This window comes from uncultured Desulfovibrio sp. (assembly GCF_949282365.1).
In the GTDB taxonomy this organism is placed as follows: domain Bacteria; phylum Desulfobacterota; class Desulfovibrionia; order Desulfovibrionales; family Desulfovibrionaceae; genus Desulfovibrio.
The window spans coordinates 120,239-137,401 of record NZ_CASDOY010000001.1; the positions used below are offsets into that span (position 1 = coordinate 120,239).

Sequence of the window (17,163 nt, forward strand, 5' to 3'; positions counted from 1 at the left end):
CGCCATGCATACGCTCGTACAGATCTGCGCTCTTTCCCTGCGGGACTATCTGCATGAACGGCTGCTCTCCGCCTGTGCCGTCCTGGGTCTGGCAGCCATCCTGGCCCCGCTGCTGATCCTTTTTGGGGTCAAATTCGGCGTGGTGGAGACCCTGACGGACCGCTTGCGCAACGATCCGGCCACGCTTGAAGTCTCCCCTGTGGGCAGCGGGCATTTTTCCGCCGCCCGTATCGGCCAGTGGCGCGACGATCCCCGGGTAGCCTTTGCCATCCCCCGGACCCGCGTCCTCGCGGCCACTGTGGAGCTGTTGCCCGCCAAGGGAGCCCCCCTGCATGTCTCCATGGAACCTACCGGCCACGATGACCCCCTGCTGCAGCGCCACGGCCTGCCCGTACCGGCCCTGCTGCTGGACAGCGAGGACGATCCCGACCAGCCGGGACGCGTGCGGACGCGCGCCGGAGCCAGCGGCATCGTGCTTTCCGCGCCCGTGGCCCAGCGCTTGGGGCTGCATACGGGGGATCAGCTGACAGGCCGTCTGGAACGCAGCCGTAACGGCAGGCTCCAGGCCGTGCGTCTGCCACTGAAAGTCGTGGGGATCCTGCCGCTGGCTGCCCAGCAAAAAAACGTGGCCTATGTGCCGCTGCCCTTCCTGGAAGCAGCGGAAGACTATCGCGATGGCCGTGCCGTACCCCTGTTCGGGCCGGAAAACGGCTGGGATGGTGATACGCCGCCGGCAGAACGCCTGTACGCCGGCTTCCGCCTCTATGCCCGCAGCCTGGATGATGTGGCCTCCCTGCGTGACTTTTTCCAGGAGCAGGATATCACCGTCCATACGGAAGCCGAGGCCATCGAACAGGTCCGGCGACTTTCCTCGGCCCTGGACATCATCTTTGCGCTCATCGGCGGCGCTGCGGCGGCCGGTTTCGCATCTTCCACGGCCAGCAGTACGCTGGCGGCCATCCGGCGCAAGCAGCGTCTGCTCGGCCTGCTCCGTCTGGGCGGTTTCTCCACGCTGGAACTGCTGCTGTTTTCCCTTTTGCAGGCCCTGCTCACCGCCCTGCTGGGCACGACGCTGGCTCTGGGCCTCTACGCGGCCGCACAGGGAGCGGTCAACCGCATTTTCGCTGCCGGTCTGGACAATATGGAGCATATCTGCCGCCTGCTGCCGCAGCATGCCCTTGCGACCCTGCTGCTGGTCTGCCTGCTGTCACTGGCGGCCGCCCTGCTACCCGCACTGCGCGGCGCCCGCACCGAACCTTCGGAGGTCATCCGTGAAATCTAGGCCGCTTGCCCTGTTTTTCTTCCTGCTGCTGGCTGCCAGCCTGCTGCCGGCGCCCGCCGACGCGGCTCTGGCCAAACGGGCGGGGACTTCCAGCGCCGATGCCTGCAATCCCCACCCGGACGACAAGGACATCATCCTGCCCATGCCCGACGGCCTGAGCATGGCCTTCCGTCTTGTGGCCGTCCCCAGCAAAGGCCTGCTCTGGGACATGGCCGCCCGTCCCGGACGCGACGACGCCGCCAACAGCGACCGGGCCTTCTACGACAGGCGCTACCGGGCCTTCCTTTCCGCCCCTTTCTCCCGGGCCGATCTGCCCGCCAGCTGGCGCGCCCAGGCCCCGGCGGGCGATTACTTTTTCTATCTGGTCGCCAAGTATGAAGTGAGCCGCCTGCAGTGGCAGAGCATCATGGGCCGGGACAGCGCAGGCTCCGATGCCAATATGGCACGGCCCGTGACGGACATCAGCTGGTATGAGGCCGTGGAATTCACCCGGCGCTATACGGAATGGCTGCTGCAGCATGCCGCGGATGCCCTGCCCCGTTTTGCCGGGGACAGCCGCAATGTGGGCTTCGTACGCCTGCCCACGGAAACGGAATGGGAATACGCGGCCCGCGGCGGGCAGACGGCCGGTCCCGAACAGCTGACGGAAAAGGACTTCTTCGCCCTGCCTGCGGGGGCGCCCCTGACGGATTATGCCGTCTATCGCCCCGAGGGCACTGCCCGCATTGCCGAAGACTGCGCCCCCATCGGTTCGCGCAAGCCCAACCCGCTGGGACTTTACGATACGGCCGGCAATGCGGCGGAAATGGCTCTGGACATGTTCCGCTTTTCTGTGGGGGGCCGCCTGCATGGTTCCGCCGGCGGATTTGTGCGCAAGGGCGGTTCCTTCCGCTCCGGCGAGGCGGAGATCATGCCCGGTCGCCGCGAAGAAAGCGCCTTTTTCCTGGCGGACGGCCCGGCCCATGCCCGCGATCTGGGCTTCCGTCCTGTCATCTCCGGTATCAACACACCGGGCGGAGACCGGCCTTCCGCATTACAGCAGGCCTGGAACGCCGCGGGCCAGAGCAACCCGCTGGCCCGTGATGCCAGCCGCAACCCCCTGGAAGAGCTGGACCGGCTCATTGCCGCCGCGCCGGATGACAACAGCCGCAAAAACCTGTTGACCCTGCGCGAAGCCATCAAGGAAAACAATATCCTGCAGGAACAGCAACAGCAGCTGGAAATGCAGTCCACCCTGCGTACGGCCGTCTATATGCTGGAGACCATCCGCAATTACGCCAGCCGCCGCAATTCCCTGCAAAGCCAGTATGACAGCATGAAGCGGGACAGCCGGACCGCCAAGGGCGAGACGCTCGCCACGCTGCGCCGCATCATGAAAACGGCCGAGCAAGGGCTGGAGCAGTTCCAGACCGGCATCGACCGTTCCCTGTCCTTCTACCGGACCCGTGTGGAAGAAGCCGCCCGCTTGGACAAGGAGGACTTCGACCGGGCCCTGGCTGCCTTGCTCAAGGATTACGCCGGAGACGACCTTTTCAATGAAAACATGCGCCGCAATGCGGACTTGCTGCGCAAACATGTGCAGACCGCCCGGACAGGCAAATTGCCCCCGGACACTGCCCTGCTGCAAGAGATTCTGAAAGCACGGACAAAATAGTCCGCCGCCGGGCGCTTGCGCCTGTTCCTACTCACGCCGCAGGGAAGCGGCAAGCCAAAGGAGATGGTCCAATGAACAACAAACCGCGTTTGGGCTGGATCGGCACGGGGGTCATGGGGCATTCCATGGCCGGGCATCTGCTGGCTGCGGGCTATCCGCTGACCGTCTACAGCCGTACCAAAGCCAAGGCGGAAGGTCTGCTGGCCTGCGGTGCCCGCTGGGCTGAGACGCCGCGCGAAGTGGCCCGCCAGGCCGATATCGTTTTCTCCATCGTGGGCTATCCCCGCGATGTGGAAGAAGTGATGCTGGGGGACCAGGGAGCCTTGGCCGGTCTGGAAAAGGGCGGTATCCTCTGCGACATGACCACGTCCAGTCCGGTACTGGCCCGTCGTATCGCCGAAGCGGCTGCCGCCAGGGGCTGCGGCGCTCTGGATGCTCCTGTCACCGGCGGCGATATCGGCGCGCGTGAGGCGCGGCTGTCCATTTTTGTGGGAGGCGACAGGGAGGTCTTTGAAAAGGTGCGACCCTGCTTTGACGTCATGGGCAAAAACATCCTGCACTGCGGTGCCGCCGGCAGCGGCCAGCAGGCCAAGCTGGCCAATCAGGTCGCCATTGCCGGCGTCATGTTCAGCGTATGCGAATCCATGCTCTTTGCCCAGGAAGCCGGTCTGGATGTGAAGCAGTGGCTGGAGCTGGTGGTCCCCGGGGCCGCGGGCAGCACGGCCATGGGCACGCTGGGCCGCCGCCTGCTGGGCTGCGATTACGCTCCCGGCTTTTTTGTGGAGCACTTCATCAAGGATCTCGGGCTCTGCCTGGAAGAGTGCAAACGCATGGGACTGGTCCTGCCCGGCGTCGCCCTGGCGGAACAGATCTACCGCATGGCCCAGGCCCAGGGGCACGGCAAGGACGGGACGCAGGTCCTGCTCCAGGTGCTGGCCACGCTGTCCGGCAAACAATGGCGCGCCCACGCATAACGCCTTCCCGCTCTGCGCGGGGATAGGCGGCCTGCCCCGCGTGCCGCATGCTCCCGAAGGCGAGGGGCGTACGCGTCCCGTTCCGGGATCTTTCCTCCAGTGCATGGACCTGCCTGACGGCACTCCAGGCATGATATGTAACGCTTGGCCGAAGGACACGAGGGCAGATCCCCTGCATGCCGTCCATGCTGCCGTGCGCCGTGTTTCGACAGCGCAGGCAGGCCCAACGACCGAGCGGCCGGGAGGCTGACCAACTTTCAGGCTCACCTGAAGTCCGCCTGCCATCCGCCGCTGCTTTCCTGATTATTTTGTTGACAGACAAGATGGCTGCGCGTAGAAGTCTTTTCCTGTGTCGGGATGTAGCGCAGTCTGGGAGCGCACTTGAATGGGGTTCAAGGGGTCGAAGGTTCAAATCCTTTCATCCCGACCAAGCAGCGGAATACCAGGGGATCCACGAGCAATCGTGGATCCCCTTTTCTGTTTCCGGGAGCAATCCCGGCAAGTGGCGCTGCCGTAGACGTTCCGTCGCCCTCCCCGGCGGCCGGGATTCCCTGCAGGCCCTTTTCCTGCCCGCGGCGGGATGCTAAGTTCATCCGTCAGGGCCTCACAGCCATCATGCAACCATCCCCGCACAGGAGGGACCATGAAGATTCTGTTGCTCATTGTGGCGGTCATCGCCGTTGCTGTCTTTGTCCTGTTCATGGGGGGCCAGCAGCCCCTCAGAGGCATCGGCCACATCCCCGCGTGCGGACAGCCTGTCATCATCTCGCGTGCCCGGCCGCCTCTGACCTTCGTCCCCGCCGCCGACATGCAGCTGCGCCATGCGGAAAACCGGACCTTGCGGCCCAAGACCCGCCGCAGCATCGACGGAGACGCCCGCGTCTGGCTTGCCGTTTACGGTAATGAACGCGGGACGCTGGTCACGGCGGTGGCGGACGCGGAAGGCAGATGGGAATGGGAGGCCGCCCACCATGCGTCCTTTCCCGCCATCCGCCAGCAGCAATATGCCTACCAGAACGAGACCCTGCATGAGCAGCTGATGCGCCTGGACGGCAGCAGCGATCCGTTCTGCCCCGATGCCGCTCCCTGCCTGGTCTACCGGGCAAAGCTCCTGCTGAATTTCCGCAAGACCCAGGTGCTGATGGAATATCACGAAGCCATCCCGGAACATCTTGTCCGCGATATCGCCTTTGATACCAGTTACCTCAATGCCTTCCAGCAGCGGGCCCGCGCATCCTGCCAGATCAGCCTGACGGATAAGGCATGGCTGGAAACCCATGTGCAAGACTTCAAAAAGCTGGACGCTGCGGGAGAGCGCACCTCCCGTGCCCTCCTCTCCCGCTGGGTAGGCGAGATGGAGCAGGAAGGCCGCATGTGATCGCGACAGCGCATACCAAACGCCACGGGGAGACCTGTGGCGTTTTTGCTGCAAGCTGCGGCCGGACTGGGGATGGGGTCCGCATGGCCCTGCGGACCGGGACAGAAAAAGCGGGAAAGCGCGACAGTCGCACAAGATCCCAACGGTCTCCGCTGCACAGGCTGCGCCAGCCGTTATTCGTCTCGATCGGCCAATGGGCCTGTTCCCCGTGATTGTGCATCCCAATGTCAAAAAACAGAAAAGGGACCTACGAGTTTTCGTAGATCCCTTGGGGTTTCTGTTTTCTGGTCGGGATGAAAGGATTTGAACCTTCGACCCCTTGAACCCCATTTGGGGTTTCTGTTTTCTGGTCGGGATGAAAGGATTTGAACCTTCGACCCCTTGAACCCCATTCAAGTGCGCTCCCAGACTGCGCTACATCCCGACGCGAAGAGATAGATAGATGAAGACGCCTTCCTTGTCAACATAAGCGTGCGGATTTTTCATTTTTCCGCTGTTCCCGCGTGCCAGGAGCATCAAGAGGTCTTGCCGGCCTCTTCCCATACGGCATACCACTCTATCCCCAATGGCGGATATCCCCGCCTGGCTGCAGTGGGCTCCGCGCGCCTTTTGCGGGCCACGCTCTTCACAATCCCCTGTGTGCGCAGGTTCACATTCCGTGCCGTGGGCCTTGTTCCGTACCGGAACATGCGCCCTGTCGGCCAGAGCGCCCCGAAATCCGCATCGGGCCTGGAAAACGGCCGGGAAGGGCTGGCTCGGGGCGGCGACTGCACTGCTCTCGCACCGCCAGCGGACGATCCCTCCAGGGAGGATACGGCACCGTGCTGCCATGCGAAAAAGGTCCCTGCAGCCTCATCCGGCAAGGCACCATGTCCCGGAGTACGCCTATCACACCGAAGGACGGGCCGCGCTCCGGCGGGAAGGAGGCCTGGCCCCAAAACAGAAAAGGGACCTACGAGTTTTCGTAGATCCCTTGGGGTTTCTGTTTTCTGGTCGGGATGAAAGGATTTGAACCTTCGACCCCTTGAACCCCATACCCCATTCAAGTGCGCTCCCAGACTGCGCTACATCCCGACGCAAGAAAAGTGTTTACGCCTCCCAGTCCTCAGTGTCAACAAAAAATCCTTTTGAGAAAAAAAATTCTTGTCGCGAAAAATCGTAGAAATTTTTTGCCGGCCCTGATATAATGTGAATCAATTTACAGTGTTGCCTCAAAGCTAATAATAGTTCATAATACTTTGATATCAAACGTTTTTTATATCGCTGGATCCGGGCAGCTCTTTTCGGGCCGTTCTCCTGCCGCTAGCGGCAGGGCATTTTTCATAAAAAACCTACCAACAACCTGCATTGACAAAAAAATTTTCCCGTGTAGAAGACAAAAAGTCGTGCGGCCTGGGGGGTCAGGCGCGCCGGCTGGGTATTCCGGTTCCCCTACTTGTGCCACATACTGTTTCATAGTATATCACGAGAAAGGGGTCTTTTTCACCAGGTTGATAAACCTGTAATCAGGAGGTTGGATATGGCATCCAAATCAGCCTTTAATGAAGACAAAGTTGCCCTGCTTCTCGGCTGCTTTATCTTCGTCCTGGGCCTTGGCAAGTTCGTCGGACTCGATCCGCTGGGTTGGGTCCTCAAAATGGGGATGTGGGTGGATAGCCCCCTCGATTCCTGGAGATCCGCCACTAAGGGCCTGCTGCCCGGCTGGGGCGCTCTGCTGGTGACCTATGCGTTCATCACGGCCGTCCTTTCTGTGGGCGTGAAACTGATGAAAGGCAACGTGGGCCGTTTCATCGCTTCCTTCACGGTGATCTTCTTCATCGCTATCGCCTGCTACACCGCCGGCGCCAATGCGTACATCGCCGCCAACCCCACCCAGCTGGCCAAGCAGGGCATCCCGTGGGCTCTGGGCCTGAGCACGGAAGCCGGCCTGATCGCCGCCCTGGTCATGGGTATCCTGATCAGTAACTTTGCTCCCGGCTTCGCCGACTCTCTGCGCGACGCCTGCCGCCCCGAGCTGTTCGTTAAAATCGCCATCGTTATCCTTGGTGCCGAACTGGGCGTGAAGGCCGCCGACGCCGCCGGTTTTGCCGGTCACGTCATCTTCCGAGGCCTGTGCGCCATTGTTGAAGCTTACCTGCTGTACTGGGCCGTGGTGTACTACGTTGCCCGTAAGTACTTCAAGTTCAACAAAGAATGGGCCGCGCCTCTGGCTTCCGGCATCTCCATCTGCGGTGTGTCCGCCGCTATCGCCACCGGTGGTGCCATCCGCGCCCGGCCGGTGGTCCCGATCATGGTTTCTTCCCTGGTCGTTGTGTTCACCTGCATTGAAATGCTGATCCTGCCCTTCATCGCCCAGTACTTCCTGTACACCGAACCCATGGTGGCCGGTGGCTGGATGGGCCTGGCCGTGAAGTCCGACGGTGGCGCCATCGCTTCCGGCGCCATCACCGAATCCCTGATCCTGGCCAAGATGGCCGGTCTGGGCACCGAATGGGAACCCGGCTGGATCGTGATGGTGACCACCACCGTCAAGATCTTCATCGACATGTTCATCGGCGTGTGGGCCCTGCTTCTGGCCTACATCTGGACTGCCAAGTTCGACAAGAGCCGTGGCGAACGCACCATGACCTGGGGCGACGTCATGGACCGCTTCCCCCGCTTCGTGCTGGGTTACCTGGGCACCTTCCTGATCCTGCTCATCGTCTGCCTGAGCTCGCCTGAACTGCACAAGCTCGGCAAGGCCATGTCCGGCGCCATCAACGGCTTCCGCGTACTCTTCTTCCTGCTGACCTTCTTCAGCATCGGTATGGTCTCCAACTTCCGCAAGCTGAAGGAAGAAGGTATCGGTCGCCTGGCCATCGTGTATGTTGTCTGCCTGTTCGGCTTCATCATCTGGGTGGGCCTGTTCATTTCCTACGCCTTCTTCCATGGCATGACCCCGCCGGTGGTTGGCGCCTAGTTTAAAGGAGAACAATGATGGAAGACAAAGAAGTCAAATTCCACGAAGAAGTCCAGAAGATGGAGTACGAGCCCCTGGATGAGACTGAAATGAAGCTCGTCCACTGGAGCTGGGGCCTGGGCGTCGCGCTGCTGGTGGTGCTGTTCCTCATCAGCAAGTTCGTGATGACCACCCACTAGACCGGGCTGCTGAACACGTAATAAGGATGCCGGGAAGGGCCTGCGCCCTTCCCGGCTCTTGCGTACAAAGGACATTATCATGCCGCGTTATCATCTGCGTTACCTCAAGGGCCCCAACTACACCCTGAACCTGGAGTATGACGGCATTGTGGAAGCTCCTTCCTTTGAAGAAGCCCTGCGTCCCCATACTGACTGGCCCATCACTGAAAGCTACGACCATGCCACGGCGACGGCCTGGAATCCCGGCACCTGCATGTATTATCAGGAGATGTGGGAAGCCGCCCTGCTTCCCGACGCCACCCAGGAACAGAAGGGCTAGCACCGCGCGGGGCTGACGCTCCGGCAAGAGGAGAAGTACCGCCCTTCTCCTCTTGCGGTGCTGACATACGATCCTGCAGCTTTCGCTGCGCAACCTTCCCCGGGCTGCCGGACAGCCTCCATGAACTTCTCTGCCGCCTCCCCCCTCGTTTCCGTCCTGCTGTTGCTGGTCTCCATGTCCTCCATCCAGGCCAGCGCCTCACTCGCCAAGACCATCTTCCCCGTGATAGGGCCGGCGGGTACCACTGCCTTGCGTCTGCTCGTGGCCGCCGCCATCCTTCTGGCCGTGATGCGCCCCTGGACAAAGAACATCCCCCGCAGCGCCTGGAAACTCATAGCCGTCTTCGGCCTTGCCACGGCAAGCATGAACCTTTGCTTTTACGAAGCCCTGAGCCGTATCCCTCTGGGCGTCGCCGTGGCTCTGGAGTTCACCGGTCCCCTGACCGTGGCCATGCTTTCCTCCCGCCGCCTGGTGGATATGGTTTGGGTCATCCTGGCCGCAGCCGGGCTCGTCATCCTCCTGCCCCTGCGTCAGAGCGCAGACAGTATCGACCCCCTGGGGGCCCTGCTGGCGCTGGCTTCCGGCGTCTGCTGGGCCCTGTACATCGTTTTCGGTAAAAAAGCGGGCAGCAGCTTGGACAAATCCTGCGTGGCCCTGGCCATGCTGGTTGGCAGCTGCGCCATCTTTCCCGTGGGCCTGGCGGCCTCGGGCACGGCCCTGTTCACGCCGGAGATCCTTCCTCTGGCCCTGCTCCTCGGTATCTTCTCCTCTGCCCTGCCCTATGGTGTGGAAATCATCGCCCTGAAGAACCTGCCCTCGCGCACTTTCAGCATCCTCATGAGTCTGGAACCTGCCCTGGCGGCGCTCTCCGGTTTTCTTTTTCTGGGCGAGCAGCTCAATCTGGCCCAGTGGACAGCGCTGGCGGCCATCATGACCGCTTCCGTAGGCTCGACCCTGACCATACAGCGGCGCTAAACCGGGACGCAGCCACGGCTTCTCGGACGGTCTGATCGCTGGACAGAGGAGTTTGGAAACAGGGCGCGGAAGCTGCGGACAGACACAGGACCTTTCCCCGTCGATATGGCTGCCGCACGCTCAACATGGTCTGAATCTCCGTCGCTTGCCCCGCCCTGACTGTCGCCATCGCGGACAGTCGTCCCTGTCAGTGCCGGTCTTGCCATCTTCTGCAGCCCGCCGCCCAGCGCAGCGTCGCCGGCCCCGAAGATGGGGCAACATGCCGAAACGTCCTGATGAAAGAAAACAGGGGCTGCCGGCCGCAAGGAGCCTCAGCCGGTGATGGGGAACGACGGCAAGGAAACGACGGCAGAAGAAATGCCGGACGCTGTCCCAAGCAGCGTCCCAAGCATCCCTCAGCCCTGCGGACAGGACACGACGGACGCCCTTTATGCTTCCATGGAAGGATGAGGGCAACGACATCCCCGGACACAAAAAAAGCGGGGACACCTGCGCATCCCCGCTCGTTCCACAGTCCGGCCCGTCAGAATTCTTCGGGCAGCTGCAGCATCTCCTCATAGGTGAACACGGGCCCGTCCAGACACATGTAATGGGCCCCCACCTTACAGTGACCACACTTGCCCACACCGCAGCGCATATGGGTCTCCAGCGAGGTGAAGATGTCCTTGCCGTCCATGCCGAGCCCCAGCAGATCCCTGGCGACCAGTTTGATGCGGCGGGGGGAGGCACAGAGGATGGCCCGGGCATTGGGCCAGTCGAAAGCCAGCTCTGGCAGCAGGTCGTTGATATAGCCCACATGAGCCTGAACGGCGTCGGTCGGCCTAGCCAGCGCGTACTGCACGCTCACGCCGGGGATCTTGCTCCAGTCCCGCAGATCCTGCTTGTAGACCAGGCCCTCGTAGCGCGTGGCGCTGGCGATGATGGCGATGCGGCCATAGCGTTCCCGTTCCTGCAACAGACGCACGACGATGGTCCGCACCGGCGTGAGCCCCACACCGGAGCCCACCACCAGCACATCGCGCCCTGCGAAGGAGCGGTAGGGAAAGCCCTTGCCGTAGGGGCCGCGCAGACCGATGACGTCGCCCTCATGCAATCCGGCCAGGGCGGAAGTCACCTTGCCCACCTTTTTGACGCAGAACTCGAACTGGCCGTCATGCTGATCCCCGAAAGGGATGGACAGGGCCACTTCACCGACGCCGAAGACCGTGACCATGAAGAACTGGCCCGTCAGGCGAAAGGTCTCGGCAAGGCGTTCGTCCATGTAGCGGACCACATAGCGCCGGATATCAGGTGTCTCGTCGTGGATGGCCACGATCCTGGCCGGATAGGGCGTGAACAGCTGCGGGTCGATGCGCGTGGGCGCGCGCTCCGGTATGCTGACCGGCATGGGGGCGCGCCGGTCCTCAGGCGGGCAGTCCCGCACCAGGGTGTCGGCGATCTTGCGGATATCGATGCCCGCCGGGCAGGCATCGATACAGCGCCCGCAGCCCACGCAGCCTTTTTTGCCGAAACGGTCCTGGATGTAGACCAGCTTGTCCATGATGCGATGGCGCACGGCCGCGGCCTTGCTGCGGGGATTGTGCCAGCCGGCGTTGCGGGTGAACCCGGCTGTCTGGCAGGAATCCTTCACACGCACACGGCGGCCGGAACGGGCATCCAGGCGTTCCTCGTTGAACTGGAAGCAGGTGCAGGTGGGGCAAACCGCCGTGCAGCCCGTACAGCGGATGCAGGTAGGCGTGATCTCTTCCCATACCGGATGCTCAAAGCCCTGCAGCAGCGCCGTACGGATATCCGAGAGGTCGGGGAGCTGCTGGAAGGCCTTTCGGCATGCATCTTCCAGACGGCCAAGACGGTCGCGCAGCACAGCCTCTGTCACGGGCCGGAAAAAGACCCGCGCCTGGGCCACAAGGCTTTCGCCCTTGTCCGTGGCGCATTCCACCCAGCAGAGCTCGCCGTCCAGTGTCAGCATCAGGTCGAAACCGCTGCGGGCAAAGGGCCCGGTATCCGTGGCTGCGCAAAAACAGCGCTTCCCGGGCGTCCGGCAATTCAGTCCCACCACCGTGACAGCCTCACGACGCAGGGAATAATTGATGTCCCGGTACTCACCCAGATAGAACTCGTCCAGATATTCCAGTGCCGCCACATCACAGGGGCGCATGCCGAAGATGACCATCGGCGCCATGACTTCCGCGCCGGGTTCAGCCACATAGCTGCGCTCGTTGCCTTCCCAGCGGAAGAGCACATCCTGATAGCCGTTCAGTACATCCAGGGGCGGCATGGCCAGATTGACATAGTCCAGACACAGACCACCTTCGGGAGCAAAGCTGCCAAGGCGCGTACTCCCGTCCTGCTCCCTGCGCGGGCACACCACAGAGGCCTGCTGCCGCCAGGCAGTCAGGAGGGCGGGCAGATCCGCCGGATTCATGGTATAATATGCGGACATGGCTTAGACCTTCTCCAGCCTGACGGCGCTGATCTTGTATTCGGGGGTCTTGCTGACCGGGTCCAGAGCGGTGCAGGTCAGCAGGTTGACCATGGCTTCGGCGAAATGCAGGGGCGCGAAGATCAGCCCTTCGGGCACATCATCCGTGATGTGCATGCGCGAGATCACCGCACCGCGGCGGCTCACCAGGCGCATGCGGGCACCTTCGCGCAGCTCGAGCCTGCGCGCATCGGCAGGATTGATGTCCGCCACCAGTTCGGGCAGTTCCCGTTCCAGCATGGCGCAGCGCCGCGTCATGGTCCCGGTCAGATAATGGGCATGCCGCATCCCCGTGCTGAGCAAGAAGGGATATTCCTCATCCGGCAGTTCGGCCGGCGGCACATGCGGGATGGCGGAGAACAGGCCCTTGCCCCGGGTAAAACGTCCCTGATGCAGGATGGGCGTGCCCGGATGATCGGGCGCAGGACAGGGCCAGCACAGCCCTTTCCCTTCCAGGCGGGCGTATCTCATCCCGGCCATATGGGGCGACAGGGAGCAGATCTCGTCAAAGACGGCCTCAGCGGAGGCATAACGCATGGCATAGCCCAAACGGCGGGACAGAGCCTGGATGATCTGGCCGTTGCTGCGGCCCGCCAGCGGCGGGATGGCCTGCCGCACACGCTGCACACGACGTTCGGAATTGGTGAACGTCCCGTCTGTCTCCGCAAAGGATGCCCCCGGCAGAATCATGTGCGCCAGTTCCGTCGTAGGCGTGGGAAAGATGTCGATACACAGCAAAAACTCCGCCGCCGAAAGGGCCCTGACCACATGCCCGGAGTCGGGATCGCTGACCACGGGATTTTCCCCCATGATGATCATGGCCTTGAGCCTGCCTTCCTGCAGGCCGTGCATCATCTCCATGGCGGTCAGGCCGCGCGCAGGAGACAGGGGACGTCCCCAGGCCGCCTCGAACTTCAGGCGCACGGCCTCGTCCTCCACCTTCTGGTAGCCGGGATAATAATTGGGCAGCCCGCCCATATCGCAGGCCCCCTGCACGTTGTTCTGGCCGCGCAGCGGATTCACGCCTGTACAGGGACGACCGATCTGGCCGCACAGCATGGCCAGATTGGCCAGGGAACGGACATTGTTCACCCCGCAACGATGCTGGGTGATGCCCAGGCAGTAAACGATGGCGCTGGTCTCCGAGCGGGCGTAGAGCTCCGCGGCACGGAACAGGAGCTCCTGCGGCACGCCCGTGACGTCTTCCGTGCGCCCGGGCGTCCACTGGCGCAGGCTTTCGCGGAGTTCTTCAAAATTTTCCGTGCGCTCCGCGATAAAGGCCGCATCATGCCAGCCGCGCTCATAAATGATGTGCATCAGGCCGTTGATCAGGGGCACGTCCGTCCCTGGACGCAGGCGCAGATGGATGTCCGCCAGCCGGGCCAGATCAGTACGGCGGGGATCGGCGACGATGAGAGCGCCCCCTGCGCGACGGCAGCGCATGAGCCGCATGCCCACCATGGGATGCGCCACAGTGGTGTTGGAACCGATGACAAACAGACAGCGGGTCTGCGCCAGCTCGTCGAAAGAGTTGGTCATGGCGCCGCTGCCGAAGGATGTGGCAAGACCTGCCACAGTGGGGCCGTGTCAGAGGCGGGCGCAGTGGTCGATATTGTTGGTGCCCAGGGCGCAACGGGCGAACTTCTGCAGCAGATAGTTCTCCTCGTTGGTACAGCGGGCGGAGGTCAGCACGCCGATACTGTCGGGGCCGCACTGATCACGGATCCGGGCCAGTTCCCCGGCAGCATGATCGAGGGCGCTTTCCCAGTCCAGCGCCTGCCAGCCCCCGTCGGTCCGCAGCAGGGGTTGCCGCAGCCGGTCGGGATGCTGTACGAATTCATGCACGTTCCAGCCTTTGACGCACAGCTTGCCACGGTTGACCGGGCTGTCAGGCGTAGGCACGGACCGCTGGATGCGGCCTTCAGCGGTCTCCAGGGTCAGGCCACAACCGCAGCCGCAATAGGGGCAGGTCGTTGCCGTATGACGAATATCCATAGTGTTCTCCGCAAAACGCAGCAGGTAGCGGTCAGATGCGGACTTGCAACGGTCCCCGATCTTCCCGGCACTGCATCTTTCCAGCTTGGAAGTGGAAATTTTTGTTGCTTTTTTCCATAAGAAAAGGGACCCGACATGTCAAAGACAAAGCGGCAGGGGAAGATCCCCCTGCCGGCAGCCGGCATATGGCCCGGAACACGGAGACGGACATGGAGCATGACAGCCCCTGGCAGGTGATGGCACGCGAGGCCCGGGCCCAGGCCCGGCGCATAGTGGAAGAGCTGGATATCGAAGGGCACTGGCGCCGGGCAGGCGGCGTGGTCCAGGCCGTAGGCTCCTTCAGGACAGGCCTGCTGGTCAGGCACAGGGATATCGACTTCCACGTCTACACGCCCGAACTCGATGTGAGGTGCAGCTTCCGCGTCATGGCGGGACTGGCCTGCTCCCCCCATCTGCACAGCCTGCATTTCATCAACGGCAGCCGGACGGCAGAGCGCTGTCTGGAATGGCACGCCGTCTGGCGGTGCCCGGACGAAGCCCCGTGGCAAATCGATATCATCCACATGGCGATGGGCTCGCCCTTTGACGGTTATTTCGAACGCTTCGCGGACAGGCTTTGCCAGCGTCTAGATGCGGAAACGCGGGATATCATCCTGCGCCTCAAGTACGAAACGCCGGCGTCGGAAGACATCCACGGTGTGGAGTATTATCAGGCTGTCCTTGAGGGCGGCGTGCGCACGCTGGCGGAATTGCGCCGCTGGCGGACCCGCCACCCTCTGGAGGGAGTAAACCTCTGGATGCCCTGACGCGGGCCCCAGCCGCCATGCCTGACCGCCGGGACCAAGCCATGCCCGGGGCAGCAGCGTCGCCTGCGAGCCCACGGATGGACCGCGCCTTACTGCTGCAGATCCCTGACGAAGTCCTTGCCCTGCGCGCTGTGCAAAAACGCTTCCAGGGCGTCCACCACCTGCTGGTCGTACTTGAACGGCCGCTCGCGCAGGATGGCCAGGGCCCCCGGCTCGTCATGGCGGCGACGGTAGGAACGCGGACGCATCAGGGCGCAAAAGGTATTGGCCACAGCCAGGATGCGGGCCTGCAGGCAGATGGCCTCTCCCTGCAGCTTGCGGGGATAGCCCGAGCCATCCATACGCTCGTACATCTGCTCGATGGTCTGGAGCACGGGCAGGCCAAAATCTATACCACGCAGGGCATCCACCGCATATTCCACATGCCGTTCCATCTGGCTGCGTTCTGCCGCCGTCAGCGGGCTGCTCTTGGTCAGCAGCGCATGCGGCAGCCGGATCATGCCCACCTGGGAGAGATTGGCCGCCGTGCGCAGCGTGGCCTCCATGGCCGGGTCATCCTTGCCCAGCCAGGCCGCCAGGTGATAGGCCAGTTCGCCCGCAAAGCCCGACTGCCCTTTCAGATACGGGTCCACAGCTTCCACGGCATGGGTAAAGGCCTTCACGGTCTGGCGCAGCATGGTCGCCAGACGCCGCTCCGCTTCCACACGGGCCGTGATGTCCCGGTAGATGACAACGACATTGCCCGCCAGCTCTCCCTCACCGGAAAACGGCAGACACTGGACGCTGAAATGGATCAGCCTGCCCTCGACCAGCATATCCTCGCTGTCGGAAAATTCCGTGCCTGTCCGCAGCACGAATTCCACATGGCGCTCCAGGCTCCGGGCCAGATAATCCGGCAGATGCCGTACCTGCATCAGATGCCTCACGTCTCCCTGGCAACGGGCAAGGCGGGCAAATTCCGTATTGGCGTAGGTGATCCGCCCCTCCTTGTCCACCAGGGCCAGCGCCGAGCGCAGGGCCCGGATGACCGTATCCAGCAAGACGCGCTGCCGGACCACGGCGGCATACAATTCCTTCTGCTCCCGGGCCTCGCTCCGTTCCCGTCGGACGCCGAGCCACCAGTAGAACCAGACCAAAAAGCCGCCCAGACAGAGGAAGAGCAGGCCCGCGATGGCCCAGACACGCCAACTCCTCTCCCGCTGCTCCTGCAGCACGCTGTCCGCCCGGCAGGCCACCGTCGCATACCACGACGTGCCGGGGACGGCCTGGCCGACCACAAGACAATCCGCCGTACCGGAAGCCGCCGGCAGCACCATGCTGCGCGGCGTCATGTCCTGGCCGAAGCCTTCCGGCAGGGGGATCTGATCGATGGACGGCCGCTTTCCTATGGCGATGGCCTGGGCCAGCCCCCCTCCCTTCTCCAGCAGCAGGCTCAGATAGCCTGCCTTGGCCGACTGCCCGATCCCCTGCAGCAGTCTTCCGATATCGCAGGTCACCAGCAGGAGCCCCTGGAGCCCGCCATCCGTCGAAACATAGTCCGGTGCCGTGACCGGGCAGACGAGATCCACCAGCAAACGCTCATTCTGCAGCCGCACGGGCAGCATGACGGTGGCGGACGGGGGTTCTTTGGCAAAGCGCTGCCGCAATGCGCCCAGGACCTCCCTCTGTCCGCCCTGTCCGAGCAGAAGGGCCGGCTCGAAGGTGCGGGTCAGCAAGGCCACGCCTGCGAGGTCATGCCGGACCATGAACTCGGCAAGTTTGCGGTAGATGAGCGCCACATGGGGCGCCATGTCGTGCAAGGCCTGGCGCTGCCGCTGGTCAAGGTCGCTGTAGCGGCCATGGTCCTGCTCTGTCCAGGGCGTCTCGCCCAGCTCGCGCAGCAGGGCCACAGGCAGCGTGGTATCCATGATCTCCGAGGCGAGCAGGCGGAGCATGTCATAACGGGCCATGTCTTCCGCCGCATCGCGCTGGACTCCGCTCCATACCGTCATCATGGCGGCCACAGTGGACGAGTAAGCCGAAAGCTGGCTGCCCGTCCTGTCAAGGATCTCGCGCTGCGCCTCCCTGTCGAACCGCATCGTCACGGTGACCGTCAGGACGAGCAGCAGGCACAGACCTGCGAACAGGGGCAGCAGCGACAAACGTTCAGGGTTCCGCATA

General features: G+C 63.0%; 12 protein-coding genes and 3 tRNA genes. 10 read left to right on the top strand and 5 right to left on the bottom strand.

The features are described from left to right. Positions 1-4 precede the first annotated feature (4 nt). From Q1X76_RS00535 to Q1X76_RS00555, 5 genes are all read left to right on the top strand, one after another. Positions 5-1,282, top strand: coding sequence for an ABC transporter permease (locus tag Q1X76_RS00535; protein WP_300717425.1), 1,278 nt, complete (start codon positions 5-7; stop codon positions 1,280-1,282). Then, positions 1,272-2,936, top strand: coding sequence for an SUMF1/EgtB/PvdO family nonheme iron enzyme (locus Q1X76_RS00540; protein ID WP_300717426.1), 1,665 nt, complete (start codon positions 1,272-1,274; stop codon positions 2,934-2,936). The genes Q1X76_RS00535 and Q1X76_RS00540 overlap by 11 nt, the downstream gene beginning before the upstream one ends. Positions 2,937-3,007: 71 nt before the next feature. Continuing rightward, positions 3,008-3,910 carry an NAD(P)-dependent oxidoreductase gene (locus Q1X76_RS00545; RefSeq protein WP_300717427.1) on the top strand — a complete coding sequence of 301 codons (903 nt, stop codon included), beginning with the start codon at positions 3,008-3,010 and terminating at the stop codon, positions 3,908-3,910. Positions 3,911-4,263: 353 nt separating this feature from the next. Then, positions 4,264-4,340 (top strand) — tRNA-Pro (locus Q1X76_RS00550). Positions 4,341-4,553: 213 nt separating this feature from the next. Further along, entirely contained in the window at positions 4,554-5,288 is a 735-nt protein-coding gene (locus Q1X76_RS00555) for a DUF4851 domain-containing protein (RefSeq protein ID WP_300717428.1), read from the top strand. A 347-nt stretch (positions 5,289-5,635) separates the two neighbouring features. Here Q1X76_RS00555 and Q1X76_RS00560 read toward each other — a convergent pair. Continuing rightward, positions 5,636-5,712 (bottom strand) — tRNA-Pro (locus Q1X76_RS00560). A 566-nt stretch (positions 5,713-6,278) separates the two neighbouring features. Next, positions 6,279-6,362 (bottom strand) — tRNA-OTHER (locus Q1X76_RS00565). A 445-nt stretch (positions 6,363-6,807) separates the two neighbouring features. Here Q1X76_RS00565 and Q1X76_RS00570 point away from each other — a divergent pair. The 4 genes from Q1X76_RS00570 (at position 6,808) to Q1X76_RS00585 (ending at position 9,720) form a co-directional block, all read left to right on the top strand. Then, positions 6,808-8,247, top strand: coding sequence for a putative sulfate exporter family transporter (locus tag Q1X76_RS00570; protein WP_300717429.1), 1,440 nt, complete (start codon positions 6,808-6,810; stop codon positions 8,245-8,247). Between the two features lie 14 nt (positions 8,248-8,261). Further along, the gene (locus tag Q1X76_RS00575; protein ID WP_300717430.1) at positions 8,262-8,426 is read left to right on the top strand and encodes a bacteriocin-type signal sequence; all 165 of its coding nucleotides are present in this window, start codon (positions 8,262-8,264) and stop codon (positions 8,424-8,426) included. Positions 8,427-8,505: 79 nt separating this feature from the next. Continuing rightward, positions 8,506-8,745 carry a hypothetical protein gene (locus Q1X76_RS00580; protein WP_300717431.1) on the top strand — a complete coding sequence of 80 codons (240 nt, stop codon included), beginning with the start codon at positions 8,506-8,508 and terminating at the stop codon, positions 8,743-8,745. A gap of 120 nt (positions 8,746-8,865) precedes the next feature. After that, positions 8,866-9,720, top strand: coding sequence for an EamA family transporter (locus tag Q1X76_RS00585; RefSeq protein ID WP_300717432.1), 855 nt, complete (start codon positions 8,866-8,868; stop codon positions 9,718-9,720). A gap of 523 nt (positions 9,721-10,243) precedes the next feature. On the opposite strand, the gene Q1X76_RS00590 is transcribed toward Q1X76_RS00585, so the two are convergent. After that, positions 10,244-12,163: a 4Fe-4S dicluster domain-containing protein gene (locus tag Q1X76_RS00590; RefSeq protein WP_300717433.1), complete on the bottom strand. Its 1,920-nt coding sequence runs from the start codon at positions 12,161-12,163 to the stop codon at positions 10,244-10,246. Positions 12,164-12,166: 3 nt separating this feature from the next. Continuing rightward, positions 12,167-14,197, bottom strand: coding sequence for a formate dehydrogenase subunit alpha (gene fdhF / locus Q1X76_RS00595; protein WP_300717434.1), 2,031 nt, complete (start codon positions 14,195-14,197; stop codon positions 12,167-12,169). A gap of 209 nt (positions 14,198-14,406) precedes the next feature. On the opposite strand from fdhF, the gene Q1X76_RS00600 reads away from it, so the two are divergent. Further along, the gene (locus tag Q1X76_RS00600) at positions 14,407-15,003 is read left to right on the top strand and encodes a hypothetical protein (RefSeq protein ID WP_300717435.1); all 597 of its coding nucleotides are present in this window, start codon (positions 14,407-14,409) and stop codon (positions 15,001-15,003) included. Positions 15,004-15,092: 89 nt separating this feature from the next. Here the strand turns inward: Q1X76_RS00600 and Q1X76_RS00605 are convergent, their stop codons facing one another. Next, the gene (locus Q1X76_RS00605) at positions 15,093-17,162 is read right to left on the bottom strand and encodes an HD domain-containing phosphohydrolase (RefSeq protein ID WP_300717436.1); all 2,070 of its coding nucleotides are present in this window, start codon (positions 17,160-17,162) and stop codon (positions 15,093-15,095) included. Between the last annotated feature and the right edge of the window lies 1 nt (position 17,163).